The sequence below is a fragment of the Variovorax sp. J31P207 genome, from assembly GCF_030316965.1.
GTDB lineage: Bacteria > Pseudomonadota > Gammaproteobacteria > Burkholderiales > Burkholderiaceae_C > Variovorax > Variovorax ginsengisoli_B.
This window is the reverse complement of record NZ_JASZYN010000009.1, coordinates 53637-77566: the sequence shown is the minus strand read 5'-3', so window position 1 is coordinate 77566 and position 23930 is coordinate 53637. Positions and strand designations below refer to the sequence as shown.

Below are 23930 nucleotides of genomic sequence, written 5' to 3'. Positions count from 1 at the left end.
ACTCCTCCCCAGCCCTTCGTTCCTTCGACACTGCCTTGACCGATTTCTCAACCACCGCCGCCGACGATCGCCTCTGGGTCGTCTGCCTGTGCGCCGAATGGTGCGGCGCCTGTCGCGAGTACCGGCCGCTGTTCGAGTCGGTGGCGCGCGACCATCCGCAATTCCGTTTCGCGTGGGTCGACATCGAGGACCATGCGCACATCGCGGACGACTTCGACGTCGAGACCTTTCCGACGCTCCTGATCGCCAGCGAGGCCGGCACCCGCTTCCTCGGCCCGCTGCTGCCCCATGCCGAAACACTGGCGCGGCTGCTGGGCGCGCTCCAGCCGGCCCAGGCCCTGGCGCCCGAGGTGTCGACCCTGCTGGGCGCGCTCCAGCGCGAGCCTGAGGCGTTTTCGGTCGGCGGCCGATGAAGATCCTTCTCTTCGGCGCCACCGGCATGGTGGGGCAGGGCGTGCTGCGCGAATGCCTGCACGATGCCGACGTGACCGCGGTGCTCTGCGTCGGCCGCCGGCCGAGCGGCGAGACGCATCCGAAGCTGCGCGACCTGGTCGTGCCCGACCCGGGACAGCTCGCGGCGGTCGAGGCCGAACTCGCCGGCTTCGACGCCTGCTTCTTCTGCCTCGGCGTCTCCTCGGTCGGCATGAGCGAGGAGGAATACAAGCGCGTGACCTTCGACCTCACGCTGGGGGTGGCGCGCACGCTCGTGCGGCTCAACCCGCAGATGACCTTCGTCTACGTGACGGGCGCCGGCACCGACAGCACCGAGCGCGGCCCCCGCATGTGGGCGCGCGTCAAGGGCGCGACCGAGAACGCGCTGATGCGGCTGCCCTTCAAGGCCGCCTACATGTTCCGCCCCGGCATGATCCAGCCGATGCATGGCGTGCGCTCGAAGACGGCGCTGTACCGGTGGGCCTACGTGGTCGCCAACCCGGTCTTCGGGCTGGTGCGCCGCTGGCGGCCCGATGCGGTCACGACCAGCGAGCAGGTCGGGCGCGCCATGCTGGTCGTCGCCAAGCGCGGCGCGCCGAGTCCGCTGGTCGAGATGGCGGACATCAACGCGTTGCGTTGACGCCGGGCGCCGGAGCATGAGTGACAACGAGATCGCCATCGCTGTGGCGGCGCTGGCAATGCAGCGATCCGGCCGGTTGGCGGGGGCTGCGCTGCGTCAGTTTCTTGACGACCTGCGGACGGACAATAGGGCTGGATCCATGTCGATCAACGACGTGCTCGAGCGCGCCGGCGTTTCCAGGCCATCCGTGAACATGTCGGTCGGAGACGCACAGCGCGACATCGACCTGGGCTTGCCACTGGGCATTGCACCGGTTCCGTTGTCGTCCGATCGGTACCCCGTGACCCTGCGGCGGATCGCGGATGCGCCGCCCGTGTTGTTCGTGCGCGGCGACATGGCCGTGCTGGACAAGCTTCCGGGCGTGGCCGTGGTCGGCACACGCAGGGCAACGCCGCATGGCCTGGCGATCGCGGAGCGGATATCTCAGTACCTCTCCGACGAGGGCTGGCCGGTCGTGAACGGCATGGCCATCGGAATCGATGCTGCAGCGCACGCCGGCGCGCTGAAAGGCAAAAGTTCGTCGATCGCGGTGCTTGCACATGGGCTCGAGCGGGCCGGCCCGGCCAAGATCCGGTCGTTGGCGGATCGCATTCTGGAAGGTGGCGGGGCCTGGGTTTCAGAGCATCCGGTGGGCGTGGGGGCCACTGCAGGCAGCCTCGTCTCGTGCCACCGCATCCAGGTGGGCCTGACGTGCGCGTCCATTTTCGTGGAGGGCAATGAAAAGAGCGCCTCGGCTGCACATGCGGAGTCTTGCCATCGTGACGCGCAGACGGTGTTCGCCATCCTTCCCGAAGCCGGTTCCAACGTCAGCACGGCGAGCGCACTGCCGAAGATGCTTGTCGCTCAGCATGGCGCGACACCGATTTTTTCGCGCGCGGACTACCCGGCCATGCTGGAAGTCGTTGCACGGCGAGCAGATCAACTGCGCGCCGTGCCATAGTTTTGGCGGCTCAGGCCAGGAAGTCGCGCAGTGCGAACAGCACCGCGTCGGGTGCCTCGCTCATGAGCGCGTGGCCGGCCTTGACGGTGACGACCTTGGCGCCCGGCGCCTTCTGCGCCAGCGAGCGGGCGGCCCGCGGCGGCGTCATCTGGTCGGCGTCGCCGAGCAGGAACAGCACCGGGCACTGCACCTTGGCCAACGCCTGTTCGCCGTTGGCGTAGTCGTTGCAGGCCTTGAACCCGATGTGGAAGACGTTGGCGTCGGTGTTGCTTGCGAGCACGCGGCGCATCAGCGCCCGCGAACTGCCGGCGAGCCAGACCCCCGGGCCGAGTGGCGGCGCCAGCATCGAATGCGAGAAGGTGCTGACCATCGCGATCGTGCGCTGCGGGTCGTCGAGCGCGCCATCGAGCAGCGCCGGCGACACGGTCATCGGGTAGGCCGTGCCGACCAGCGCCAGGTGCGTGACCCGCTCCGGCGCGCGCGCCGCGGTTTCCAGTGCGATCAGCGAGCCGAAGCTGTGGCCGACCAGCGCGGCCTTGGCGACACCCGCGGCATCGAGCAGCGCGACGATGAAGGCGGCGGCGTCCTCGACGCTGGCGGGCGGCGCGCCTGCGCTCCTGCAGTGTCCCGGCAGGTCGACCGCGAGCACGTTCCAGCCGTGGTTGGCGAACCAGCGGCTCTGCAGGATCCAGACGCTGTGGTCGTTGAGCACGCCATGGATGAAGACCACCGTCGGCTTGGCGGGGTCGAGCGGCTTGCCGCCGGTGTAGCAGTAGGTGGCGTGGCCGTTGACGTCGAACTGCATCACGCACCCGCCTTTTCCGCCGCTTTCAGCGCGCGCTTGAGGTCGTCGATCAGGTCGGCCGGGTCTTCCAGCCCGATCGACAGGCGAATCGTGCCCTGCGAGATCCCGGCGCCGGCCAGTGCCTCGTCGGTCATGCGGAAGTGCGTGGTGCTGGCCGGATGGATCACCAGGCTGCGGCAGTCGCCGACATTCGCCAGGTGGCTGAAGAGCTTGAGCGCCTCGATGAACTTCTTGCCCTGCTCGCGGTTGCCCTTGAGGTCGAAGCTGAACACCGCGCCCGCGCCCTTGGCGCCGTGGCGCAGCAGCTTGTTGGCCAGCGCGTGGCTGGGATGTGATTCGAGCAGCGGATGGCCCACGCGCGCCACGAACGGATGCGCGGCCAGGAACTCGACCACCTTCTGCGTGTTGTCGATGTGGCGCGCCATGCGCAGCGGCAGCGTCTCGATCCCCTGCAGGATCAGCCAGGCGGTGTGCGGGCTCATCGAGGCGCCGAAGTCGCGCAGGCCTTCGCGGCGGGCCCGCAGCAGGAAGGCGCCGACCGTGCTCTCCTCGCTGAAGACCATGTTGTGGAAACCGTCGTAGGCCTGGGTCAGTTCGGCAAACTTGCCCGAGCGCTCCCAGTCGAAGCTGCCGCCGTCGACCACCACGCCGCCGATCACGGTGCCGTGGCCGGACAGGAACTTGGTGGCCGAGTGGTAGACCAGGTCGGCTCCCCAGTCGAAGGGCTTGATCAGGTAGGGCGAGGTCAGGGTGGAGTCGACCAGGAGCGGCACCCGGGCGGCGTGCGCGATCTCGCTGACAGCCGGGATGTCCAGCACGTCGAGCCCCGGGTTGCCCACGGTTTCGCCGAACAGCAGCTTGGTCTCGGGCCGGATCGCGGCGCGCCAGCCGTCGAGGTCGCCGGGCTTGACGAAGGTGGTCTCGATGCCGAAGCGGCGCATCGTGTAGTGCAGCAGGTTCTGCGAGCCGCCGTACAGCGCGGTGCTGGCGACGATGTGCGAGCCGGCGCCCATGAGGGTCGCGATCGACAGGTGCAGCGCCGCCTGGCCGCTGGCGGTGGCGATCGCCCCGATGCCGCCTTCGAGCGCGGCCACGCGCTGCTCGAGCACCGCATTGGTCGGGTTGCTGATGCGCGAGTAGACATGGCCCGCGCGCTCCAGGTTGAACAGCGCCGCGGCATGGTCGCTGGATTCGAAGACGAAGGAGGTCGTGAGGTGGATCGGCACCGCCCGCGCGCCGGTGGCGGGGTCGGGTGCGGCGCCGGCATGCAATGCCAGCGTGTCGAAGCCGGGGTCTGAGTAGCCGGACATGAGCGCCTTTCGAGAATCGTTTCTGCAATGCCCGGTTACGCGCGGCTCGGCGCGTCAATCACGGGTCGGTGGACGGGCGGCCATTGTGGGCTATATTCAAATCGGCACGCCGCCGAGCAAGCGAGGAGCAAATTACATGAAAGTCAGCGATATCCTGCGCGTCAAGGGCAACACGCTCTTCACGGTCACGCCCGACGAACCCCTGGCCAGCGCGGTCAACGTCATGGCCGACAAGGACATCGGCTCCCTGGTGGTCATGGAGCATGGCGACCTGGTCGGCATGCTGACCTTCCGCGAAGTGATCGTCGCCCTCGTCGCCAACGGCGGCCAGGTCGGCGGCACCCTGGTGCGCAAGGCGATGGACGACCATCCCGTGACCTGCACCCTCGAAACCGACCTCGACGAGATCCGCCGCATCATGCTGGAGCGCCACGCTCGCTACATGCCGGTCATGGACAAGCGCATGCTGATGGGCGTGATCAGCTTCTACGACGTCGCCAAGGCGGTGGTCGACAGCCAGAACTTCGAGAACAAGATGCTGAAGGCGTACATCCGCGACTGGCCGGCGGAGGACGAGTCGTCCTGAGCCCGCGGCTCACTCCTTGATGTTGGCCGCCTGCACGATCTTCTGGTTGCGGGCGTATTCCGATTTCACGAACCGACCCAGGTCCTCCGGCGAGCCGGTGCCGGGCAGCGCGCCCTGCTCCTGCAGCTTGGCGCGCACTTCGGGGTCCTTCAGCACCGCGTTGAGCTCCTGGTTCAGGCGGCTCACGATCGGCGCCGGCGTGTTGGCCGGCGCGAAGATGCCGGTCCAGCTCACCATGTCGAAGCCCTTCAGGCCCGGCATCTCGCCGAAGGCCGGCACTTGGGGCAAGGCCTCCAGCCGCTGGCTGCCGGTGACGCCGAGCGCCTTCAGCCGGTTGCCCGTCACGTGCGGGATCGCGCTGGTGCTGACCAGCATCGCCAGGTCGACCTGGTTGCCGATCACGTCGGTCGCGATCTGGGCGCCGCCGCGGTACGGCACGTGGGTGACGAAGATCCCGGTGCGCTCCTTCAGCAGTTCCATCGCCAGCTGGAGCACGGTGCCGACGCCCGAGGTGGCGTAGTTGAACTTGCCGGGCGAGGCCTTGGCGAGCTTCACGAAATCGGCGAAATCCTTCACCGGCAGGCCGGGACGGGCGACCAGCACCATCGGCGCCGTGTTCAGCATGCCGACCGGCGCCAGGTCCTTCAGGGGATCGAACTTGAAGGCGGCCGGGTTGATCAGGCGGCCGATCGCGATCGCGCTGTCCGGCCCGGCCACCAGCGTGTAGCCGTCGGGCGCCGCGTTGACCGCCTTGGCCACGCCGATGGCGCCGCCGGCGCCGGTCACGTTCTCGATCACCACCGATTGCTTGAGCCGTTCGCCGAGCTTGGTCGCGACCAGGCGGGCCGTGAAATCGACGCTGCCGCCGGCCGAATAGGGGACGATCAGCGTGATCGGCTTGGCGCCGGGCCATGACGGCTGGGCCGAGGCCACGCCGGCCAGGGTGCCCAGCAGGGCGGCGGCGAGGAGCAGGGGTTTGGCGATGGGTTTTTTCATGGGGTCGGCAAGAAGGAGTCCGGGGAGAGGCTGGCACGGAGCTGGTCGAATTCGGCGCTCCAGTCGGCACGCCACCGGCGACGCTGCGCATCGTCGATCCAGGCGCCGTCCAGGCCGTTGTGCATGAAGCCGCGCAGCTCGTCGAGCCCGAAGCCGAAGTCGCGCACCATCATCCGCCAGGCGCCGGTGGGCGTGACCTTGTGCAGGGTCGGGTCGTCGGTGTTCGGGTGGATGCGCAGGCCCAGGCCCGGCATGCGGCGGATCGGGTGGTCGAGCGCCCAGCGTTCCGGCGGCAGCGTGCGCAGGTAGTAGGAGTTGGTCGGCACGACCGTGAACAGCACGCCGCGCTCGGCGCATTCGCGTGCGAATTCCGGCCGGTCGACCACCGTGTAGCCATGGTCGATGCGGTCGACCTGGAGCAGGTCGAGCGCGGTGCGCACGTTGGTCCAGGGCATGCCGAACTCGCCGGCGTGCGCGGTGGTCTTGAGGCCGGCGCGCCGGGCGTCGCGGTAGGCCTCGGCGAACAGCTCGGGCGGCCGATCGTTCTCGCGGTAGTCGATGCCGATGCCGATCACTTCGTCGCGTCGGTTTGCGGTGACCCACTGCACCATCTCGACCGCCGCCTCGGGGCTGGCTTCGCGGTCGATCGCCGCGATCAGCCGGCCGACGATGCCGAACGCCCGCTCGGCATCGTGGATCGCGCGGACGATCGCATCCTGGGCCTGGCGGTAGCCGATGCCGGAGGCGTGCACGGTGCCGGTCGGGTTCCAGAAGAACTCGCTGTAGCGCACCTGGTGCGCCGCCGCGTCCTGCAGGTATTCGAAAGTGAGCCGGTGCAGGTCGTCGGCGCTGCGCACCAACTGGGCATCGAGCGCCCGCAGCACCCGCAGCACGCCGACCGGCTTTTCGCCCCGGGTGTAGAAGCCCTCGATCTCGTCGTCGGCCAGCGGCGAGCCGGCGCGGCGGTTGAGGTCCGCGAAGGTGTCGTGGCGGACCGTCCCGAACAGGTGGCAGTGCAGCTCGACCTTCGGGATCGCCCGCAGGAAGGACTCGAGAGGGTCGGGGAGGGCGGTGTCTGCAGTGCGCATGCTGCCCAGTCTAGGCAGGGCGCTGAAATAAGGAAAATTTTGAATTCCTATAATTTCATTCACTGAATCTATAGCCGAGGTCCATGGCTTCCACCTTGCCATTGCGTGCGCTCACGCTGCGCCAGCTCCAGTGCTTCTCGGTGCTGGTGGAAGAGGGCCAGTTCGGCCGCGCCGCGCGCCGCCTGTCGATCACCCAGCCGGCGCTGAGCAATGCGATCAAGCAGATGGAGAAGCTGCTCGGCGCCGAACTGCTGACCCGCTCGACCCATCGGCTGGCGCTGACACCGGTCGGCGCCGAGGTGCTGGCGCGCACCGACTACCTGGTCAACACCTTCGAGGTCGCGCTGCGCGACATCGAGAGCACGGTGCAGCGCGGCCGCGCCTTCGTGCGGATCGGGGTGATCCCTTCGGCCAGCGCCCGGGTCGCGGCGGCGGTGGCGGCATTCGTCGGCGGCGACGCGCCGCACGGCGTCGAGTTCGCCTGGCGCGACGCGCCGTCGAATGCGCTGCTGGCCGAAGTGCGCAGCGGCCAGCTCGACCTCGCGGTGGCCGCCATCACCGAACCGCCGGGCGGGCTGGTCTGCATCGACCTGTTCCGCGATCCGCTGGTGTTGGTGGCGCGGCGCGACCACCCGCTGGCCGCTGCCGGCGGCGCCGACTGGGAGGCGATCGGCGGCGAGCGCCTGGTGCTCTTCGAGAGCGGCAGCATGCCGGCGCTGGGGGACCCGGCCCGGGCCCAGTTCGCGCAGGGCTCGGAGCCCTACCGGGTGGGCTATTCGGAGACGCTCTACGCCCTGGTGCGCGGCGGGCTGGCGCTCGGGCTGATGCCGAGGCTCTACACGTCCTCGCTGCGCGACGATGAACTGGTGGTGCTGCCGCTGACCCGGCCCGGCATCGAGCGCCGCATCGTGCTCGTCTACCTGCCCGGGCCGATGCGCAACGTCGCGTCGCAGGCGCTGATCGCGCACCTGCGGGAGGCCCTGGTGGCGACCGCGGCTTAGTGCAGTTCCTGCGCCGTGTGGATCATCTCCCGCACCCGCGGATAGATCTGCGTGTTCCACTTGCTGCCGCTGAAGACGCCGTAGTGGCCGACGCCGGCCTGCAGGTGGTGGGTCTTGAGGTAGGGGCGGATGCTGGTGCACAGGTCCTGCGCCGCCACGGTCTGCCCGACCGCGCAGATGTCGTCGCGCTCGCCTTCGACCGTCATCAGCGCGGTCCGGCGGATGGCCGCGGGGTTCACCGTGCGGTCGCCGACAGTGAGCTCGCCGCGCGGCAGGTCGTAGGTCTGGAACACCCGCTCGACCGTCTCGAGATAGAACTCGGCCGGCAGGTCGTTGACCGCCAGGTATTCGTCGTAGAAGTTCCGGATCGTGGCGGCCTGCTCGAGTTCGCCTTCGACCAGGTGGTGATAGAGCTTCTTGAACTGTTCCTTGTGGCGGTCGGGATTCATGCTCATGAAGGCGCTGAGCTGCAGGAAGCCGGGGTACACGCGCCGCATCATCCCGGCGTGCGGCCAGGGCACCCGGCTGATCAGGTTGCGCTCGAACCAGCCGATCGGGCGATCGGTCGCCAGCTTGTTCACCGCGGTCGGATTGATGCGGCAGTCGACCGGGCCGGCCATCAGGGTCAGGCTCAGCGGCGCGGCGGGGTGGTCGTCCTCGGCCATCAGCGCGGTCGCCGCCAGCGCCGCGACGCAGGGCTGGCAGACCGCCACCATGTGGGCGCCGGGGCCGATCGCCTCGAGGAAGCTCACGATCTGCAGCGTGTAGTCGTCGAGGCCGAAGCCGCCGTTCCACAGCGGCACGTCGCGGGCGTTGTGCCAGTCGGTCAGGTAGACGTCGTGGTCGCGCAGCAGGGTGCGCACCGTTTCGCGTAGCAAGGTCGCGAAATGGCCCGACAGTGGTGCGGCCAGCAGCACCTTCGGCTGCACCGCCTTGGTGTCCTTGCGGAAGTGCAGCAGGGTGCCGAAGGGCGCGACCAGCGCGACCTCTTCGGTGACCGCGGCTTCCTGCCCTTCGGACAGCACGCTCTTGATGTCGTAGTCGGGCCGCGTGTGGGTCAGCCGCAAGTGGGCGTAGACGTCCATCGCCGCAGCGATGCGGCGGGCCGCGCTGCGGTCCAGCCGGGACTTCCACACGCTGTTGCCGAGGTACTGGGCTGCGAGCCGGGACGGCGAGAGCAGGTCGGTGTGAGTTTGGTAGGCCCGGTACAGCATGAGGGGGCTGCAGGCAAGTTGCGGGCCAAGGCGAGGCGGTGCACTGTTCTGGCACAGGGCTTGCACTGGTGCAGAGCCGATCCGGCAGCCCAGGAGTCTCCATGGCCAAACCCGTCCTCACCATCAGCAGCAAGAACTACGGCGCCTGGTCGTTGCGCGGCTGGTTGATGTGCCGGCTCGCGGGCCTGGATTTCAGCGAAAAGGTGATCCCGCCCGACGACCCGGCGATGAAGGCCGAGATGCTGCTGCTGTCGTCGTCGATGCTGGTGCCGTCGCTCGAGCACGCCGGCATCAAGGTCTGGGACACGCTGGCGATCGGCGAATACCTCAACGAGATCAAGCCCAAGGCCGGCCTGCTGCCGGCCGATGCCAAGGCCCGGGCCCATTGCCGGGCGATCTGCGGCGAGATGCATTCGGGCTTCAGCGCGATGCGCAGTTCGCTGCCGATGAACGTCAAGGCCAGGTTCCCCAACTTCAAGATCTGGTCGCGCGCGCAGGCCGACATCGACCGCGTGGTCGCGATCTGGCGCGAGTGCCTGAAGGCCTACGGCGGCCCGTACCTGTTCGGCAAGCAGCCTTGCATTGCGGACGCGATGTATGCGCCTGTGGTGACCCGCTTCTTGACCTACGACGTGACCCTGGACACGGTTTGCGCCGGTTATTGCAAGCGGATCATCGAGCTGCCCGCGATGCAGGAATGGATCAAGGCGGCGAAGCAGGAGCCGGAGGAGATCGACGAGCTGGATGCCGAGTTCTGAGGGGTCGTCGGCGTGTCAGCCGGGCGGGCGGCTGAACATGCCGAGGTCCAGCGTGGATTCGTTGCCGAGCCACATCGCATGCGCCGTGTGGTCCTGATAGTCGTCGCCGGTGAGGCCGTGCACGAAGACGTCGAGCCCCTCGCGGTGGGCCTCGAGCCAGGCGATCACTTCATCGAACTCGGCGGCGTCGAAGGCGATCTGGCAGCTCCAGTGCGGATGCGGGCCGACGAGTTTTTCGTGCACGCGCCCGACCACCACCAGCAACTCGCGCCCCGCCTGCTCGGCGATCCGGCGCGCCTGGGCGACGGTCTCAGGGCCGAAATAGAGATGGGCGTGGTACTGGGGGTAGAGGTTTTCGGGGCGGCGAGGCATGGGGAACGATCGGTAGGACTTGCAGCTTAGCGCAGCCCGGGTCGTTGCAGTTCGTTGCTGCGCCTTCCGTCGAAACATGGAATACTGTGATTTCATACAGTATCTGGAGGCGCCATGGGCGACAGCTTCATCCCCGTCCACGCCCTCAAGGGTCGCGGCGCCGCGACGCGCTTGCCGCATCGCTTCGAGCGCGACGTGCGCGACGCCTTCGACGACGGCTGGGGCACGCTCGAAGAGGGCGAGGCCGAAGCAGAAGGCCTCCAGCCGCTGCAGACCGAGGTCCGCTTCGAGGACGTGAAATCGGGTTTGAGCGAGAACGACTCGCCCGACATTCCGTTCGACCGCTCGCTCAACCCCTACCGGGGCTGCGAGCACGGCTGCATCTACTGCTTCGCCCGGCCCACCCACAGCTACCTCAATCTCTCGCCCGGCCTGGACTTCGAGACCAAGCTGATCGCCAAGCGCAACATCGCCGAGGTGCTGCGCGCCGAACTGGGCCGCAAGGCCTACCGGCCGAGCCAGATCGCGATCGGCACCGCGACCGATTGCTACCAGCCGATCGAACGCGAGTTGCGACTCACGCGCTCGGTGATCGAAGTGCTGAAGGAATCACGCCATCCCTTCGGCCTCGTCACCAAGTCCAGCGCAGTCGAGCGCGACCTCGACCTGATCGCACCGATGGCGGCCGACCGGCTGGCCGCGGTGTACGTCACGATCACCACGCTCGACGGCGAACTGGCGCGCAAGCTCGAGCCGCGGGCCGCCGCGCCGCACCGGCGGCTGCGCACCCTGCGCACCTTGGCCGACGCCGGGGTGCCGGTAGGCGTCAGCGTGGCGCCGCAGATTCCCTTCGTCACCGAGGACATGGAGCAGGTGCTCGAAGCCGCCTGGGAGGCTGGCGCGCGCTGCGCCTTCTACACCGTGATCCGGCTGCCCTGGGAGGTCGCGCCGTTGTTCAAGCAGTGGCTCGAACTGCACTACCCGCAGCGGGCCGATCGCATCATGGCGCGCATCCGCGAGATGCGCGGCGGCAAGGACTACGATGCCGACTTCGCGACCCGCATGAAGGGCAGCGGCCTGTGGGCCGACCTGATTCGCCAGCGCTTCGAGAAGGCGACGAACCGCATCGGCTTCAACCGCCAGCGCATCGGGCTCGACCTCAGCGCGTTCCGACCACCTGGCGCAGCGGGGCAGGGCAATCTGTTCTAGTGCTGGCGCCCCCGCCGCCGGCCCCGCGCGCTTCGACGCCGCACCAGTCGCCGCCCAGCGCCTTCACCAGGAACACCGAGCCCAGCATGCGCTGCCCGGCCAGTTGGGCCGACTGGCGCTCGATGTTCAACAGCGCCTGCTGGGCCGTGATGACGTCGAGGAAGGTGGTGGCGCCGCCCTCGTAACGGCTGGCCGACATGTCGAGCACCCGGCGCGCGCTGGCCACCGCCGTCTGCGACTGCGCCGCCGCGCGTTCGAGCGACGCCAGGCCGGTGATGCCGTCCTCGGCCTCCTGCATCGCGGTCAGCACCACCCGGCGGTAGCTGGCGACGGTGGCGTCGTAGCCGGCCTTCGTGAAGTCGACGTTGGCCCGGATGCGGCCGCCGTCGAAGATCGTCTGGGTCGCCGAGACGCCGATCGACCACAGCACGCTCTGGGCATCGAACAGGGTCGACAGGCTGCGGCTGTCGACGCCGCCTGAAGGCAGCAGGTTCACGCTCGGGTAGAAGGCCGCGGTGGCGACGCCGATCTGCGCATTGGCGGCGGCCATCGCGCGCTCGGCGGCGGCGACGTCGGGCCGGCGCTCGAGCGCGTCCGAGGGCACGCCGAGCGGGATCGCCGGCGGCCGCAGCGGCTGGATGTCCGGCGCCAGCGCGAAGTTCGGCGCCGGCGTGCCGGTCAGGGTCGCGATCGCATGCTCGAACTGCGACCGCAGCCGCTTCAGCAGGTCGACCTGGGTCAGTGTGTTGTCCAGCAGCGCCTGCTGCTGCGCCACGTCGAGGCCCGACACCGCGCCGCCTTCGTGGCGGTCGGTCACGAACTGCAGGGCCCGGCGCTGGACCTCGATCGAGCGCGCGACCACGTCGAGCTCCAGGTCGGTCGCACGCAGGCTGAAGTAGGCCGAGGCCAGGTCGGCGGTCAGCAGCAGCCGGGTGTTCTCGAGGTCGGCGGCCGATTGCGCGGCCGAGGCGGTGGCGCCCTCGACCGTGCGCTGAACCCGGCCCGCGAGGTCGAGTTCGTAGCTGGCGACCAGGGTCAGCGCGAAGTCGTTCTGGACCGTCGAATAGTTGTTGGTGGCGTAGTTGGTGAGCGGCCGGTTGGCCGAGATCTTGAGCCGCGAGGCGCGCGAACCCAGGCCCAGCTGCGGCGAGCGGCCCGATTCGGCGCCCGCCAGCGTGGCCCGCGCCTGCGCCAGCCGGGCGCTCGCCAAGTCGAGTGTCGGGCTGTTGGCCAACGCCCTCTCTTGCAGGGCGTCGAGCGTCGGGTCGTCGAAGCGCCGCCACCATGGACCCTTGGCCTCGGCATCGCCGGGCGAAGCCTGGCGCCAGGGCTGCTCGAGCTGCCAGCTGACCGGCACCTCGACCTCCGGCTTGCGGTAGTCGGGCCCGGCGACGCAGCCGGCGAGCAATGCGGCGGCGGCGGCCACCGACGACAACCGGCGAAGACTCACGCCGGCTCCTTCGCGACCGTGACCAGGTCGCCTTCGGCCAGCGAGTCCGAGGGGTTCAGCACCAACCTGTCGCTGCCCGAGATGCCGTCGATCACTTCCACCGTGTCGCCGTAGTTGCGCCCGATGCTGACGCCGCGCAGCCGCACCTTGCCCTCGGCGTCGACCACCGCGACCCGCGTGCCTTCGGCGCGGAACAGCAGCGCATTGGCGGGAATGCTGAGCGCGCGGCTGGGCGTCAGCGGCAAAGAGACCTGCACGTAGGCGCCCGGCAGCAGGATGCCTTCCTTATTCGGCAGCGCGACCTCGACCTGCATCATGCGGGTGGTCGAATCGATCGCGCCCGAGGTCCGCGCCACCTGGCCCTTGAAGCTCTGGCCGCGCAGTTCGGTCTGGGTGACGACCACCGGCTGGCCTTCCTTCACGAGCTGGGCGTAGGCCTGCGGCACGTTGATGTAGACCCGCAGCGGATCGGTCTGGGCGAGCTGGAACAGCGCCCGGCCGCCGTTGCCCGCGCCGGCATCGATCAGGTCGCCGACGTCGACGTTGCGCCGCGTGATCACGCCCGCGAAGGGCGCCAGGACGCGCTTGAAGCCCTCGGTCTGGCGCAGCCGCTGCACATTGGCGTCGGCCGCCGCCAGGTTGGCGCTGGCCTGGGCCAGGGCGCCGCGGCGTTCGTCGAGGTCCTGCTGCGAGACCACGTCCTTCTTGCGCAGGCCCTCCCAGCGCGCCAGCGTGCTCTTCGCGAGTTCGAGCGCGGCGGCCGCCTGCTGGCGCGCCGCGACCGCCTGCGACAGCTGCTGGTCGATCTCGGGCGTCTCGATCTCGGCGAGCAGCTCGCCCTTCTCGACCCGGCTGCCGATGTCCCGGGTCCAGCGCTTGAGATAGCCGCTGGCACGCGCGGAGATTGGTGACTGCGTGAAGCCCTGCAGCGTGCCGGGCAGCGCCAGCGTCTGGCCGCTGCCCGCGGTCTGGGGCAGGGCGGTCTTCACGTACTGGGTGGCGCGCTCGGCGGTGCCGGCTTCCAGGGCGCGGGCGTTGGCGACGCGGACATAGACGGTGCGCGCGGCGCCGATCGCCAGCAGGGCCAGCACGAGCAGCACCGCGATGCGGGTGCTGCGCACGATCTGGCGCCGGCGGGGCAGGTTGTCGTGGCCCCCGTCTTCGTCGGCGGCGATCGGGTGGATGCCCAAGGCCGCATGGCGTTGGTCGGTCATGGGCTGACCTCCGTGCTCCGCACTGCGGTGCGAACTGGCTTGGGGCGGCCCGGCGCTGCGTTCATGAATTCAGGTCTCCTGGGGCGCGGCCCCGAGCGAATGAGGTGCGGCGGCCGCGTCGCGTGCGGCCTGGCGGTGGGCCCGGCGGCTGTGGATCTCGGCATAGACGGCGGGCACGAAGAACAAGGTCGAAACGGTCGCGAACAGCAGGCCGCCGATCACGGCGCGGCCCAGCGGGGCATTCTGCTCGGCGCCTTCGCCGAGGCCGAGTGCCATCGGGATCATGCCGATGATCATCGCCAGCGCGGTCATCAGCACCGGCCGGATCCGGGTGGCGCCCGCTTCCAGTGCCGCCGACAGCGGCGGGATGCCGGCGGCCAGGCGCTCGCGCGCGAAGGCCACCAGCAGGATGCTGTTGGCGGTGGCCACGCCCATGGTCATGATGGCCCCGGTCAGCGCCGGCACGCTGAGCGTGGTGCCGGTGATGAACAGCATCCAGGCGATGCCGGCCAGCGCCGCGGGCAGGGCGGTGATGATGATCGCGGCGTCGAGCCAGGACTGGAAGGTGACCACGATCAGCAGGTAGACCAGCACAATCGCCATCGCCAGCCCGACCCCGAGCCCGATGAACGATGACTGCATGGTCTGGACCTGGCCGCGCACCGCCACCTGGCTGCCGCGCGCGAGCCGCGGCCGCATCTCGTCGACCAGCGCCTGGACCTTCGTCGCCACGCTCGCCAGGTCGGTGCCCTGCACGCTGACATAGACATCGACCACCGGCTGGATGTTGTAGCGCGAGACCACGGCCGGCTGTCGCCCCTGCTGTGCTTCCACCAGGTTGCCCAGCAGTTGCGGCGGCGCGTTGCCGGCCGCGCCGCCGCCGCCGATGGGCAGGTTGAGCAGCGAGTCGAGCGAATCGACCGCGTACTGCGGCGTCTGCACCGCGATGTTGTAGACCACGCCGTTCTGCGGGTTGAGCCAGAAGGCAGGCTGGGTCTGCGAGCTGCCCGACAGCGCGATCAGCACGTTCTGGCCGACGTTCTGCGCGGTCAGGCCGAACTGCTGCAGGCGGCTGCGGTCCATCTGCAGGTTGAGGCCGGGGCCGTCGAGCCGCTGGTGGACGTGGGCGTCGACCGCGCCCGGGATCTTGCGGATCGCCTTCACCAGCTCGGCCGCGCGGGCCGCATTGCCGGCGACGTCGTTGCCGCTGAACTGGACGTCGATTGCGGCCGGCAGGCCGAAGTTGAGGATCTGGGTGACGATGTCGGCCGGCTGGAAGAAGAACTCGGTGCCCGGGAAGCGCTTGGGCAGCTCGGCGCGCAGCAGCGAGACGAACTCCTCGGTCGGCCGGTGGCCGTCGCGCAGCGACAGCAGGATCTCGCCGTCGAGCGTGCCGATGGTGCCGGCGTTGCTGTACGACAGGTTGATGCCGCTGTTGGGCACGCCCAGGTTGTCGAGGATGGTCTCCAGCTGGTCCTTCGGCACCAGCTCGCGGATCGCCGCCTCGACCTCGTCGGCCAGGCGCGCGGTCTCCTCGATGCGGGTGCCGGTCGGTGCGCGCATGTGCAGCCGGATCTGGCCGGCATCCACGCTCGGGAAGAAATCGCGGCCCAGCACCGGGTACAGCAGGCAGGACAGCAGGCAGAAGCCCAGGAACAGCACGATGAAGCGGCCGCGCCGCGCCAGCAGCGCCGACAGCACCAGCGTGTAGGCCCGCCGCACACGCTCGAAGCGGCGGTCGAAGCGGCGGTAGACGCGCTGCAGCAGGCTGGGCCTCGCATCGGCCGCGGCCTTGCCGTGGTCGCCCATCAGCAGCATCACCAGGGTGGGTACCAGCGTGCGCGACAGCAGGTAGGAGGCCAGCATCGCGAACACCACCGCCATCGCCAGCGGCACGAACAGGAACTTGGCCACGCCCGAGAGGAAGAACATCGGCACGAAGACGATGCAGATGCACAGCGTGGAGACGAACGCGGCCGGCCCGATCTCGCCGGCACCGACCAGGATCGCCTGGTTCAGCTCGGTGCCCATGTGCAGGTGGCGCTCGATGTTCTCGATCGTCACGATCGCCTGGTCGACCAGGATGCCGACCGAGAGCGCGAGACCGCCCAGGGTCATCAGATTGAGCGTCTGGCCGAGCGCGTAGAGCACCAGGATCGAGGCCAGGATCGACAGCGGAATCGTCAGCGCGATGATCAGCGTGCTGCGCCAGTTGCCGAGGAACAGCAGCACCATGGCGGCGGTCAGCGCGGCGGCGATCACGGCTTCGGCGACCACGCCCTGCACAGCGGCCTTGACGAAGACCGACTGGTCGAACAGCGGTGTGACCTTGATGTCCGCCGGCATGCCCTGGGCCGCCACCGGCAGCAGGGCGCGCAGGTTGGCGACGATGTCCAGGGTCGAGGCGCCGCCGTTCTTGAGCACCGACAGCAGCACGCCGCGCACGCCGTCCTGGCGCACCACGTTGGTCTGCGGCGAGAAGCCGTCGCGCACGTTGGCGACGTCGCGCAGGTAGGTGGTGGCGCCGGCCGCGGTGCGCACCGGCAGGTCGTTGAGTCCGGCCAGCACCTCCGGCGAGCCGTTCAGGCGCACGTTGTATTCGGTGGCGCCGAACTTGGCCGTGCCCGAGGGCAGGATCAGGTTCTGCGCATTGACCGCGTTGACCACGTCTGCCGGCGACAGGCCGCGCGCCTGCAGCGCCTGGGTGTCGAGGTCGACCGAGATCAGCCGGTTCTTGCCGCCGTAGGGGAAGGGCACGGCCACGCCCGGGATCGTGATGAGCTGGGGCCGCAGCTGGTTGACGGCGGCATCGAACAGGGCGTTCTCCGGCCGGCTCGGACTCGACAGCGCCAGCTGGATCACCGGGATGCTGGAGGCCGAGTACTTGATCACCAGCGGCGGCGTGATGCCCGGCGGCAGCTGCCGCACCTGGGTCTGCATCGAGGCCACGACCTGGGCGATGGCGGTCTCGATGTTGGCGGTCGGCTGGAAGAAGACCTTGATCACGGTCACGCCGGCCAGCGACTGCGACTCGATGTGCTCGATGTCGCTGACCGTCGTCGTCAGGCTGCGCTCGGTCTGGCCGGCGATGCGCTGGCCCATCTCCTGCGCCGGCAGCCCGCCGTAGTTCCAGATGATGCTGATCACCGGAATATTGATCTCCGGGAAGATGTCGGTCGCCATCCGCAGCAGCACGAATGGCGTGGCCAGCACGATCAGCATCGCCATCACGATGAAGGTGTACGGACGACGCAGGGCGAGCTGTACCATGGACACGACTTGTTACTTCTGGAAGAAGGCCGCCATCATAAGTAGAGATGGACACACAATTGAGTGAATGCCTAAGCTTTACGTTCCCAAACAGTACTCGACCGTCGTGATGGGCGTCTCCGGTTGCGGCAAGTCCAGCCTCGGCGCGGCACTCGCGCGAGAAGCGGGGTTGCCGCTGATCGAAGGCGACGACTTCCACTCGGCCGAGAGCGTCAGCAAGATGCGCGCCGGGATCGCGCTCACGGATGCCGACCGCGCCGGCTGGCTCGCGACCCTTGGCGCCGAGCTGGCGCGCCGGCCCGAGGGCGCGGTGCTGACCTGCTCGGCCCTGAAGCGCGACTACCGCGAGCGGCTGCGCGCGGCCGTGCCCGGACTGCGCTTCGTCTTCCTGGCCTTGACCCCGGCGGAGGCCGAGCGCCGGGTGGCGGCGCGGGCCGGTGCCCACATGTTCCCGGCCAGCCTGGTCGCCAACCAGTTCGCCACGCTGGAGTCCCCGGTCGGCGAGCCGGGCGTGCTGGCGGTCGACGCCACCGCGCCGCTGCCGGAACTGGTGGCGCAGGTGAGGGCGTGGTGGGCCGGGCCCTGAATCAGGCGCGCAGGCCCAGGGCGTCGAAGACCCGGATCGCGGCGTAGGCGTCGTTGGCCGCATAGCGCAGCTGGGCGTCGGTCAGCTGCCGGTTGGCCCAGTTCGAGGTCGTGGCCTTGCGCGACTTGACGAAGCGGCGCTCGAACACCAGCGCCACGGCGGTCTTGACGCCGACCGAGCGCCGGTAGCCGCGGCGGCGGAATTCGCTGTCGAGGTCGAGCACGCCTTGCGGTTCGACGCCGAAGCGCTGGCGGATCAGGCTCAGGTCGCTCGACAGCCCGAAGCCGGCCTTGGTCAGGCCTGGGTCACCGAGCAGCGTCGCCAGCGTGTCGTGGAATTCGCTGCGGTGCAGCTGGAACAGCCAGGCCTGCTCGCGGGTGGCGAACTGGATCAGGTGCGGCCCGCCCGAGACCTCGTTCTTGGCGAAGGTCGGCTTCGACTCGGTGTCGAAACCGACCACCCGGCTGGCGCGCAGGGCCGCGGCGGCGTCGGCCGCGTCTTCGGCGCTGGCCACCACCCGGATGTCCTTCAGCCCCAGGCCCTCGAAGGGTTCGAGCAGCGCGATGTCCTCGCGTTCGGGCAGCGGTGGCGGCGACATGTGTTCAGCCCCGCAACACGTTGCCGTGGTGCACCAGATGGTCGGCCAGGAAGCTCTGGACGAAGTAGTAGCCGTGGTCGTAGCCGGCGTGCCGGCGCAAGGTGAGCGGCTGGCCGGCCTGCGCGCAGGCGGCCTCGAAGTGCTGCGGGTGCAGCTGGTCCGGGAGGAATTTGTCGGCCAGCCCCTGGTCGATCAGGATCCCTCGCGGGTAAGGCGCCTTCGCCTGCGACTGCATCAGTGCGCTGGCGTCGTGCGCCAGCCACCGCGTGCGGTCGGCGCCGAGATAGCCGCTGAAGGCCTTCTCGCCCCACGGACACCGGGTGGGTGCGCAGATCGGCGCCAGCGCCGACAGCGACTGGAAGCGGCCCGGATGGCGCAGCGCCAGGGTCAGCGCGCCGTGGCCGCCCATCGAATGACCGAAGATCCCGATGCGTTCGCCGTCGATCGGCAGGTGTCGTGCCACCAGCGGCAGCAGTTCGTCGACGATCCAGCTTTCCATGCGCCAGTGTCGGGACCACGGCGCCTCGGTGGCGTCGAGATAGAAGCCGGCGCCGACGCCGAAATCCCAGCTGGCGGTCGCGCCTTCGATCTCCTCGACCGCCGGCCCGCGCGGGCTGGTGTCCGGCGCGATCAAGGCCAGGCCGAGTTCGGCCGCCAGCCGCTGGGCGCCGGCCTTGACCATGAAGGTCTCCTCGTTGCAGGTCAGGCCGGCGAGGTACATCACGGCCGGTACCGGCCCGCTGGTGGCCTGCGGCGGCAGGAAGACCGAGAAGCGCATCGGCAGCCCGATCGTGCGCGCGTCGTGTTCGAGAAAGCTCAGCGTGCCGCGGAAGCAGCGGTGTTCGGAAAGGGTCTTGGGGCTGTCGGTCATGGATTCGATGCGGAAAGGAGTTCGAGCACCGCGTCGGCGAACACGCGCGGCACTTCCTGCGGCATGTTGTGGCCGACGCCGGGCACGATGCGGTGCGAGCGCGGGCCGGTGAAGCGGTGCGCGTGCGCCGAAGCGTCGCTCACCGGCCGCACGCCGTCGTCGGCGCCGTCGAAGGTGATGGCGGGAACGGCGATCGGTGGCTGGGCGGCCAGCCGCGCCTCGATGTCGGCATAGGCCGGGTCGCCGGGCGCGAGGCCGAAGCGATGGCGGTACGACTGGATCACCACCTCGACGAAGTCGGGATGGTCGAAGGCGGCTGCGCTGCGCTCGAAGGTGGCTTCGTCGAAGGACCAGGTCGGCGACCAGAGCCGCCACAGCAGGCGCGTGATGCCGCGCCGGTCGGCTGCCAGCCCGGCCCGGCCGCGTTCGCTGTGGAAGTAGTACTGGTACCAGAGCCGGTGCTCGCTCTCGGCCACTTCGGGGCGCATCGCCTTCGCGATGTCCTGGATGTTGTAGCTGTTGAACGAGACCAGCCCGGCGCAGCGTTCGGGCCAGAGCGCGGCCACCACGCAGGCGGCGCGCCCGCCCCAGTCGTAGCCGGCCAGCAGCGCGCGCGGGATCGACAGCGCGTCGAGCAGCGCCAGCAGGTCGGCGCCGAGCGCGGCCTGCTCGCCCGAGCGGGGCGTCGAATCGCTCAGGAAGCGGGTGCCGCCGTAGCCGCGCAGGTACGGCACGACGACCCGGCAGCCGGCCTCGGCCAGCATCGGCGCGACCTCGGCGTAGCTGTGGATGTCGTAGGGGAAGCCATGCATCAGCAGCACGGGCGGCCCGTCGGCGGGGCCGGCCTCGAAGTACGCGACCTCGAGCACGCCGGCCCGGACCGTGCGCAGCGGCTGCATCCGCGTCATGGCGATGCTCAGTACAGCACCACGCCGCGAATGGACTCGCCGCGCTTCATCAGGTCGAAGCCCTTGTTGATGTCCTCCAGCGGCATGGTGTGGGTGATCAGGTCGTCGATGTTGATCTTGTTCTCCATGTACCAGTCGACGATCTTGGGCACGTCGGTGCGGCCGCGCGCGCCGCCGAAGGCCGAGCCCTCCCACTTGCGGCCGGTGACCAGCTGGAACGGCCGGGTGCTGATCTCCGCGCCCGCTTCGGCTACGCCGATGATGATGCTGCGGCCCCAGCCCTTGTGCGTGCATTCGAGCGCCTGGCGCATCACCTGCGTGTTGCCGATGCACTCGAAGCTGTAGTCGGCGCCGCCGTCGGTCAGCTGCACGATGGCGTCGACCACGTTCGGCGTGTCCTTGGGGTTGATGAAGTGCGTCATGCCGAACTTGCGCGCCATCGCCTCCCGCGCCGGGTTCAGGTCGACGCCGATGATCTTGTCGGCGCCCACCATCTTCGCGCCCTGGATCACGTTCAGGCCGATGCCGCCGAGGCCGAAGACCACCACGTTGGCGCCGGCCTCGACCTTGGCCGTGAAGATCACGGCGCCGATGCCGGTGGTCACGCCGCAGCCGATGTAGCAGACCTTGTCGAAGGGCGCGTCCTCGCGGATCTTGGCCAGCGAGATCTCGGGTGCCACCGTGTAGTTGCTGAAGGTCGACGTGCCCATGTAGTGGAAGATCGGCTTGCCGTCCAGGCTGAAGCGGCTGGTGGCGTCGGGCATCAGGCCCTTGCCCTGGGTGCCGCGGATCAGCTGGCACAGGTTGGTCTTGCGGCTCAGGCAGAACTTGCACTGGCGGCATTCGGGCGTGTAGAGCGGGATGACGTGGTCGCCCTTCTTGAGGGTCGTGACGCCGGGGCCGACGTCGACCACGATGCCTGCGCCCTCGTGGCCCAGGATGGCGGGGAAGATGCCCTCGGGATCGGCGCCCGAGAGGGTGTAGTAGTCGGTGTGGCAGATGCCCGTGGCCTTGATCTCGACCAGCACTTCGCCGAATTTCGGCCCTTCGAGGTCGACGGTTTCGATGGTCAGGGGCTGGCCCGATTGCCAGGCGACGGCGGCTTTGGTTTTCATGGCGTGCAGAAAGTAAAAAGGCGCCGGGGAATCCCGGCGCGTCGCTCACTTTATGCCATAGAACCGGGCCGCGTTCGTGCCCCATACACCGGCCCGCTCCGGGGCCGGCAGCTCGGCCAGCCATTCGTCGCAGGCGACCTGCCAGCGCCGGTAGTCGCCCGCGAGGTTCAACACCGGCCAGTCGCTGCCCCACATCATCCGGGCCGGACCGAAATGGCGCAGCAGGTGTCCGACATAGGGCCGCAGGGTGTCGACCCGCCAGCCGGGGCCTGCTTCCGTGGCCAGCCCGGACAGCTTGCAGTGGACCCGCGTCGCGGCCGCCAGCCGTGCCATGTCGCCGGCCCAGGGCTCGAAGCCGCCGGCCGCGATGGCGGGCTTGGCGCCATGGTCCACCACCATCGCGAGCCCCGGGTGACGCAGCGCGAGCCGGCGCGCGGCATCGATCTGGTGCGGCCTGATGAGCAGGTCCAGGACCAGTCCTTGTTCGATCATCGCTGCCCAGGCCGGAAGCAGGGCGTCGCCGAGCACCCACTCGGGATCCGGCAGGTCCTGCAGCATCGGCCGCAGTCCCCTGAGCAGCGGCTGCTGCGCCAGCCGGCGGATGCGCGCGGGTGCGTCGGGGGCGTCCAGCGCGGTCCAGCCGACCACGGCGCGCACGCGGCTCGCCGGTTCGGCGGCGAGCGCGAGCAGCCGCCAGGTCTCGGCCTCGCTCGGCGCCGCCTGAACCAGCACCGTGCCGTCGATGCCGGCGCGGTCCAGCAGCGGCGCCAGGTCGGCCGGCGTGAAGTCCCGGTGGATGGCGTGCAGGGCGGGCGTATCGACCAGCCAGCCGTAGTCGCCGTGCGCCGGCGACCAGTAGTGCTGGTGGGCGTCGATGCGCAGCGGCTTCATGATCCGGGCACCAGCGCGGGATCGAGCAGGCCCTGGCCGGCCGGCCGCCGTGTTTGCCCGATCCGGCGGTCGGGCCGAAAATGCGATGCCGCACCTGATAAAAAGCGAGCCATGAAAAAGATTCTTGTCCTGAATGGCCCCAACCTCAACCTGCTCGGAACGCGCGAGCCCGCGCAGTACGGCCACGAAACGCTGGCCGACGTCGAGCGCATGTGCCTGGAGACCGGCGCCACGCTCGGCATCGAGATCGAATGCCGGCAGTCCAATCACGAAGGGCAGTTGATCGACTGGATCCACGAGGCCGGACGCGAAGTCGCCGCCGGCCGGATGCTGGGCGTGGTGATGAACCCCGGCGCCTACACCCACACCTCGATCGCGCTGCACGACGCCATCAAGGGCGCCAGCGTGCCGCTGGTCGAGCTGCACATCTCCAACGTGCATGCGCGCGAGGAGTTCCGCCACCATTCGTACATCTCGCCGGCGGCACGCGGCATCATCGTCGGCTTCGGCGTCAAGGGCTATCCGCTGGCGATCGAGGCGCTGGTGCGCGTAAGCGTCGCCAAATGAAGATCGTCTCGGTCGAACCTTTCATCCTGCACGTGCCGGTCACCGGCAGCCAGATCGCCGACAGCACGCACACCCTGACGCACTGGGGCGTGGTCGGCGCGCGGATCGAGACCGAGGACGGGCTGGTCGGCCATGGCTTCACCGGCACCCACGCCGACTTGGCGGGCGACCAGCTGATCACGCGCTGCATCGCGACCTGCCATGCCCCGCTCCTGCTCGGCGAGGACGCGGGCGAGGTCCGTCGCCTCTGGCAGAAACTGGCGCGCAACCCCGCGCTGCAATGGATCGGCCGTGCCGGCATCACGACGCTGTCGCTGGCGGCGATCGACGTCGCGCTGTGGGACCTGAAGGCCAAGTCGGCCGGCGTGCCCCTGTGGCAACTCCTTGGCGGCCAGGTGAGGCCTCGCGTCCGCGCCTACAACACCGACATCGGCTGGCTCAGCATCGGCGACGCACAACTGGTCGACGGCGCACGGCGCGCGGTCGACGATGGTTTCACCGGCATCAAGATCAAGGTCGGTTCGAGCGTGGACCGCGATCTGCGGCGCATCGAGGCCGTGCGCGAAGCCATCGGGCCGTCCGTCACGCTGGCGATCGACGGCAACGGCAAGTGGGATCTCGCCACCTGCCTGCGCTTTTGCCGCGGCGCCGAGCCCTTCGACCTGCTCTGGTTCGAGGAGCCCCTGTGGTATGACGATGTCAAGGGCCACGCGGCGCTGGCCCGCGCCACCCGCATCCCGGTGGCGCTCGGCGAGCAGCTCTACACCGCCGATGCCTTCTCCGAGTTCTTCGCCCAGCAGGCGATCCACTGGGTCCAGCCCGACGTCACGCGCATGGGCGGCATCACCGAGGTGCTCCAGGTCTGCGAGACCGCCCATTCCTTCCGCCTGCCGGTGGCGCCGCACGCGGGCGACATGAGCCAGGTCCACGTACACCTGAGCTACGCGCACCCGGCCTGCGAGGTGCTCGAGTACATCCCGTGGATCAAGGACTGCTTCACCGAGCCGGCCGAGGTCGTCGATGGCCACTTCCGCCTGCCGCAGCAGCCCGGCGCGGGCACCACGCCGACCGCGGCCGCCTGGCAGTCGTTCCGGAAGCCTGCGGCATGA

Annotated in this window: 24 protein-coding genes; 10 read left to right on the top strand and 14 right to left on the bottom strand. The window is 69.4% G+C overall.

Translation table 11 applies throughout. The features are described from left to right. Positions 1-35 precede the first annotated feature (35 nt). From QTI68_RS27380 to QTI68_RS27370, 3 genes are read left to right on the top strand one after another with little or no spacing between them, the layout of a single operon-like run. Entirely contained in the window at positions 36-413 is a 378-nt protein-coding gene (locus QTI68_RS27380; protein WP_286526241.1) for a thioredoxin family protein, read from the top strand. Next, the gene (locus QTI68_RS27375; protein ID WP_286526239.1) at positions 410-1072 is read left to right on the top strand and encodes an NAD-dependent epimerase/dehydratase family protein; all 663 of its coding nucleotides are present in this window, start codon (positions 410-412) and stop codon (positions 1070-1072) included. Before QTI68_RS27380 ends, QTI68_RS27375 begins: the two co-directional genes overlap by 4 nt. Positions 1073-1088: 16 nt before the next feature. Then, positions 1089-2012, top strand: a complete 924-nt coding sequence (locus QTI68_RS27370) for a DNA-processing protein DprA (RefSeq protein WP_286526237.1) — start codon at positions 1089-1091, stop codon at positions 2010-2012. 10 nt (positions 2013-2022) lie between these two features. On the opposite strand, the gene QTI68_RS27365 is transcribed toward QTI68_RS27370, so the two are convergent. Together QTI68_RS27365 and QTI68_RS27360 are read right to left on the bottom strand one after the other, a co-directional pair. Beyond that, a complete protein-coding gene (locus QTI68_RS27365; protein ID WP_286526235.1) occupies positions 2023-2817 on the bottom strand; it encodes an alpha/beta fold hydrolase in 795 nt (264 codons plus the stop codon). Continuing rightward, positions 2817-4127, bottom strand: a complete 1311-nt coding sequence (locus QTI68_RS27360; protein ID WP_286526233.1) for an O-acetylhomoserine aminocarboxypropyltransferase — start codon at positions 4125-4127, stop codon at positions 2817-2819. The genes QTI68_RS27365 and QTI68_RS27360 overlap by 1 nt, the downstream gene beginning before the upstream one ends. A 136-nt stretch (positions 4128-4263) precedes the next feature. On the opposite strand from QTI68_RS27360, the gene QTI68_RS27355 reads away from it, so the two are divergent. Then, positions 4264-4713 (top strand): CBS domain-containing protein, encoded by a 450-nt coding sequence (locus QTI68_RS27355; RefSeq protein ID WP_286526231.1) that lies wholly within the window; start codon positions 4264-4266, stop codon positions 4711-4713. Between the two features lie 9 nt (positions 4714-4722). Here the strand turns inward: QTI68_RS27355 and QTI68_RS27350 are convergent, their stop codons facing one another. Continuing rightward, positions 4723-5709, bottom strand: coding sequence for a Bug family tripartite tricarboxylate transporter substrate binding protein (locus QTI68_RS27350; RefSeq protein ID WP_286526228.1), 987 nt, complete (start codon positions 5707-5709; stop codon positions 4723-4725). Beyond that, on the bottom strand, positions 5706-6797 hold the full coding sequence (locus QTI68_RS27345) for an adenosine deaminase family protein (protein ID WP_286526225.1): 1092 nt from the start codon (positions 6795-6797) through the stop codon (positions 5706-5708). Before QTI68_RS27345 ends, QTI68_RS27350 begins: the two co-directional genes overlap by 4 nt. Before the next feature lie 83 nt (positions 6798-6880). Between QTI68_RS27345 and QTI68_RS27340 the strand changes: the two genes are divergently transcribed. Then, entirely contained in the window at positions 6881-7798 is a 918-nt protein-coding gene (locus tag QTI68_RS27340; protein ID WP_286526224.1) for a LysR family transcriptional regulator, read from the top strand. Here the strand turns inward: QTI68_RS27340 and QTI68_RS27335 are convergent. Continuing rightward, entirely contained in the window at positions 7795-9012 is a 1218-nt protein-coding gene (locus QTI68_RS27335; RefSeq protein ID WP_286526222.1) for a polyhydroxyalkanoate depolymerase, read from the bottom strand. The two genes, QTI68_RS27340 and QTI68_RS27335, sit on opposite strands and share 4 nt — an antisense overlap. A 101-nt stretch (positions 9013-9113) precedes the next feature. Here QTI68_RS27335 and QTI68_RS27330 point away from each other — a divergent pair, with 101 nt between their 5' ends. Continuing rightward, a complete protein-coding gene (locus QTI68_RS27330; protein ID WP_286526218.1) occupies positions 9114-9770 on the top strand; it encodes a glutathione S-transferase in 657 nt (218 codons plus the stop codon). A gap of 15 nt (positions 9771-9785) precedes the next feature. Here QTI68_RS27330 and QTI68_RS27325 read toward each other — a convergent pair whose 3' ends face one another. Continuing rightward, complete coding sequence (locus QTI68_RS27325; RefSeq protein ID WP_286526216.1) at positions 9786-10142, bottom strand: DOPA 4,5-dioxygenase family protein; 357 nt, start codon at positions 10140-10142, stop codon at positions 9786-9788. Between the two features lie 114 nt (positions 10143-10256). Here QTI68_RS27325 and QTI68_RS27320 point away from each other — a divergent pair, with 114 nt between their 5' ends. Further along, complete coding sequence (locus QTI68_RS27320; RefSeq protein ID WP_286526214.1) at positions 10257-11351, top strand: PA0069 family radical SAM protein; 1095 nt, start codon at positions 10257-10259, stop codon at positions 11349-11351. On the opposite strand, the gene QTI68_RS27315 is transcribed toward QTI68_RS27320, so the two are convergent. The 3 genes from QTI68_RS27315 to QTI68_RS27305 form a co-directional block, all read right to left on the bottom strand. Further along, on the bottom strand, positions 11302-12801 hold the full coding sequence (locus tag QTI68_RS27315; RefSeq protein ID WP_286526212.1) for an efflux transporter outer membrane subunit: 1500 nt from the start codon (positions 12799-12801) through the stop codon (positions 11302-11304). The two genes, QTI68_RS27320 and QTI68_RS27315, sit on opposite strands and share 50 nt — an antisense overlap. Next, positions 12798-14015, bottom strand: coding sequence for an efflux RND transporter periplasmic adaptor subunit (locus QTI68_RS27310; RefSeq protein ID WP_286526211.1), 1218 nt, complete (start codon positions 14013-14015; stop codon positions 12798-12800). The genes QTI68_RS27315 and QTI68_RS27310 overlap by 4 nt, the downstream gene beginning before the upstream one ends. Positions 14016-14084: 69 nt before the next feature. After that, positions 14085-17291 (bottom strand): efflux RND transporter permease subunit, encoded by a 3207-nt coding sequence (locus QTI68_RS27305; protein WP_286526209.1) that lies wholly within the window; start codon positions 17289-17291, stop codon positions 14085-14087. Positions 17292-17352: 61 nt separating this feature from the next. Between QTI68_RS27305 and QTI68_RS27300 the strand changes: the two genes are divergently transcribed. Continuing rightward, positions 17353-17871, top strand: a complete 519-nt coding sequence (locus QTI68_RS27300; protein WP_286526208.1) for a gluconokinase — start codon at positions 17353-17355, stop codon at positions 17869-17871. A 1-nt stretch (position 17872) separates the two neighbouring features. On the opposite strand, the gene QTI68_RS27295 is transcribed toward QTI68_RS27300, so the two are convergent. Genes QTI68_RS27295 through QTI68_RS27275 form a run of 5 tightly spaced genes read right to left on the bottom strand, consistent with a single transcriptional unit; the run spans position 17873 to position 22245 of the window. Continuing rightward, positions 17873-18469 (bottom strand): 3'-5' exonuclease, encoded by a 597-nt coding sequence (locus QTI68_RS27295; protein ID WP_286526207.1) that lies wholly within the window; start codon positions 18467-18469, stop codon positions 17873-17875. Positions 18470-18473: 4 nt separating this feature from the next. Then, entirely contained in the window at positions 18474-19340 is an 867-nt protein-coding gene (gene fghA / locus QTI68_RS27290) for an S-formylglutathione hydrolase (protein ID WP_286526206.1), read from the bottom strand. After that, the gene (locus QTI68_RS27285) at positions 19337-20248 is read right to left on the bottom strand and encodes an alpha/beta fold hydrolase (protein WP_286526204.1); all 912 of its coding nucleotides are present in this window, start codon (positions 20246-20248) and stop codon (positions 19337-19339) included. Before QTI68_RS27285 ends, fghA begins: the two co-directional genes overlap by 4 nt. Before the next feature lie 8 nt (positions 20249-20256). Then, the gene (locus tag QTI68_RS27280; protein ID WP_286526202.1) at positions 20257-21363 is read right to left on the bottom strand and encodes an S-(hydroxymethyl)glutathione dehydrogenase/class III alcohol dehydrogenase; all 1107 of its coding nucleotides are present in this window, start codon (positions 21361-21363) and stop codon (positions 20257-20259) included. 45 nt (positions 21364-21408) lie between these two features. Further along, positions 21409-22245, bottom strand: a complete 837-nt coding sequence (locus QTI68_RS27275; RefSeq protein WP_286526451.1) for an amidohydrolase family protein — start codon at positions 22243-22245, stop codon at positions 21409-21411. Between the two features lie 120 nt (positions 22246-22365). Between QTI68_RS27275 and aroQ the strand changes: the two genes are divergently transcribed. Together aroQ and QTI68_RS27265 are read left to right on the top strand one after the other, a co-directional pair. After that, on the top strand, positions 22366-22821 hold the full coding sequence (gene aroQ, locus QTI68_RS27270) for a type II 3-dehydroquinate dehydratase (protein ID WP_286526201.1): 456 nt from the start codon (positions 22366-22368) through the stop codon (positions 22819-22821). Continuing rightward, positions 22818-23930 (top strand): mandelate racemase/muconate lactonizing enzyme family protein, encoded by a 1113-nt coding sequence (locus QTI68_RS27265; protein ID WP_286526199.1) that lies wholly within the window; start codon positions 22818-22820, stop codon positions 23928-23930. Before aroQ ends, QTI68_RS27265 begins: the two co-directional genes overlap by 4 nt.

Bases quoted from the DNA above. Each gene is read 5' to 3' on its own strand.
- QTI68_RS27280 (WP_286526202.1), bottom strand. From the start codon at position 21,363: ATGAAAACCAAAGCCGCCGTCGCCTGGCAATCGGGCCAGCCCCTGACC.
- QTI68_RS27335 (WP_286526222.1), bottom strand. From the start codon at position 9,012: ATGCTGTACCGGGCCTACCAAACTCACACCGACCTGCTCTCGCCGTCC.
- aroQ (WP_286526201.1), top strand. From the start codon at position 22,366: ATGAAAAAGATTCTTGTCCTGAATGGCCCCAACCTCAACCTGCTCGGA.
- QTI68_RS27300 (WP_286526208.1), top strand. From the start codon at position 17,353: ATGCCTAAGCTTTACGTTCCCAAACAGTACTCGACCGTCGTGATGGGC.
- QTI68_RS27285 (WP_286526204.1), bottom strand. From the start codon at position 20,248: ATGACGCGGATGCAGCCGCTGCGCACGGTCCGGGCCGGCGTGCTCGAG.
- QTI68_RS27345 (WP_286526225.1), bottom strand. From the start codon at position 6,797: ATGCGCACTGCAGACACCGCCCTCCCCGACCCTCTCGAGTCCTTCCTG.
- QTI68_RS27355 (WP_286526231.1), top strand. From the start codon at position 4,264: ATGAAAGTCAGCGATATCCTGCGCGTCAAGGGCAACACGCTCTTCACG.
- QTI68_RS27320 (WP_286526214.1), top strand. From the start codon at position 10,257: ATGGGCGACAGCTTCATCCCCGTCCACGCCCTCAAGGGTCGCGGCGCC.
- QTI68_RS27370 (WP_286526237.1), top strand. From the start codon at position 1,089: ATGAGTGACAACGAGATCGCCATCGCTGTGGCGGCGCTGGCAATGCAG.
- QTI68_RS27295 (WP_286526207.1), bottom strand. From the start codon at position 18,469: ATGTCGCCGCCACCGCTGCCCGAACGCGAGGACATCGCGCTGCTCGAA.
- QTI68_RS27310 (WP_286526211.1), bottom strand. From the start codon at position 14,015: ATGACCGACCAACGCCATGCGGCCTTGGGCATCCACCCGATCGCCGCC.
- QTI68_RS27330 (WP_286526218.1), top strand. From the start codon at position 9,114: ATGGCCAAACCCGTCCTCACCATCAGCAGCAAGAACTACGGCGCCTGG.
- QTI68_RS27265 (WP_286526199.1), top strand. From the start codon at position 22,818: ATGAAGATCGTCTCGGTCGAACCTTTCATCCTGCACGTGCCGGTCACC.
- fghA (WP_286526206.1), bottom strand. From the start codon at position 19,340: ATGACCGACAGCCCCAAGACCCTTTCCGAACACCGCTGCTTCCGCGGC.
- QTI68_RS27360 (WP_286526233.1), bottom strand. From the start codon at position 4,127: ATGTCCGGCTACTCAGACCCCGGCTTCGACACGCTGGCATTGCATGCC.
- QTI68_RS27365 (WP_286526235.1), bottom strand. From the start codon at position 2,817: ATGCAGTTCGACGTCAACGGCCACGCCACCTACTGCTACACCGGCGGC.
- QTI68_RS27375 (WP_286526239.1), top strand. From the start codon at position 410: ATGAAGATCCTTCTCTTCGGCGCCACCGGCATGGTGGGGCAGGGCGTG.
- QTI68_RS27350 (WP_286526228.1), bottom strand. From the start codon at position 5,709: ATGAAAAAACCCATCGCCAAACCCCTGCTCCTCGCCGCCGCCCTGCTG.
- QTI68_RS27325 (WP_286526216.1), bottom strand. From the start codon at position 10,142: ATGCCTCGCCGCCCCGAAAACCTCTACCCCCAGTACCACGCCCATCTC.
- QTI68_RS27340 (WP_286526224.1), top strand. From the start codon at position 6,881: ATGGCTTCCACCTTGCCATTGCGTGCGCTCACGCTGCGCCAGCTCCAG.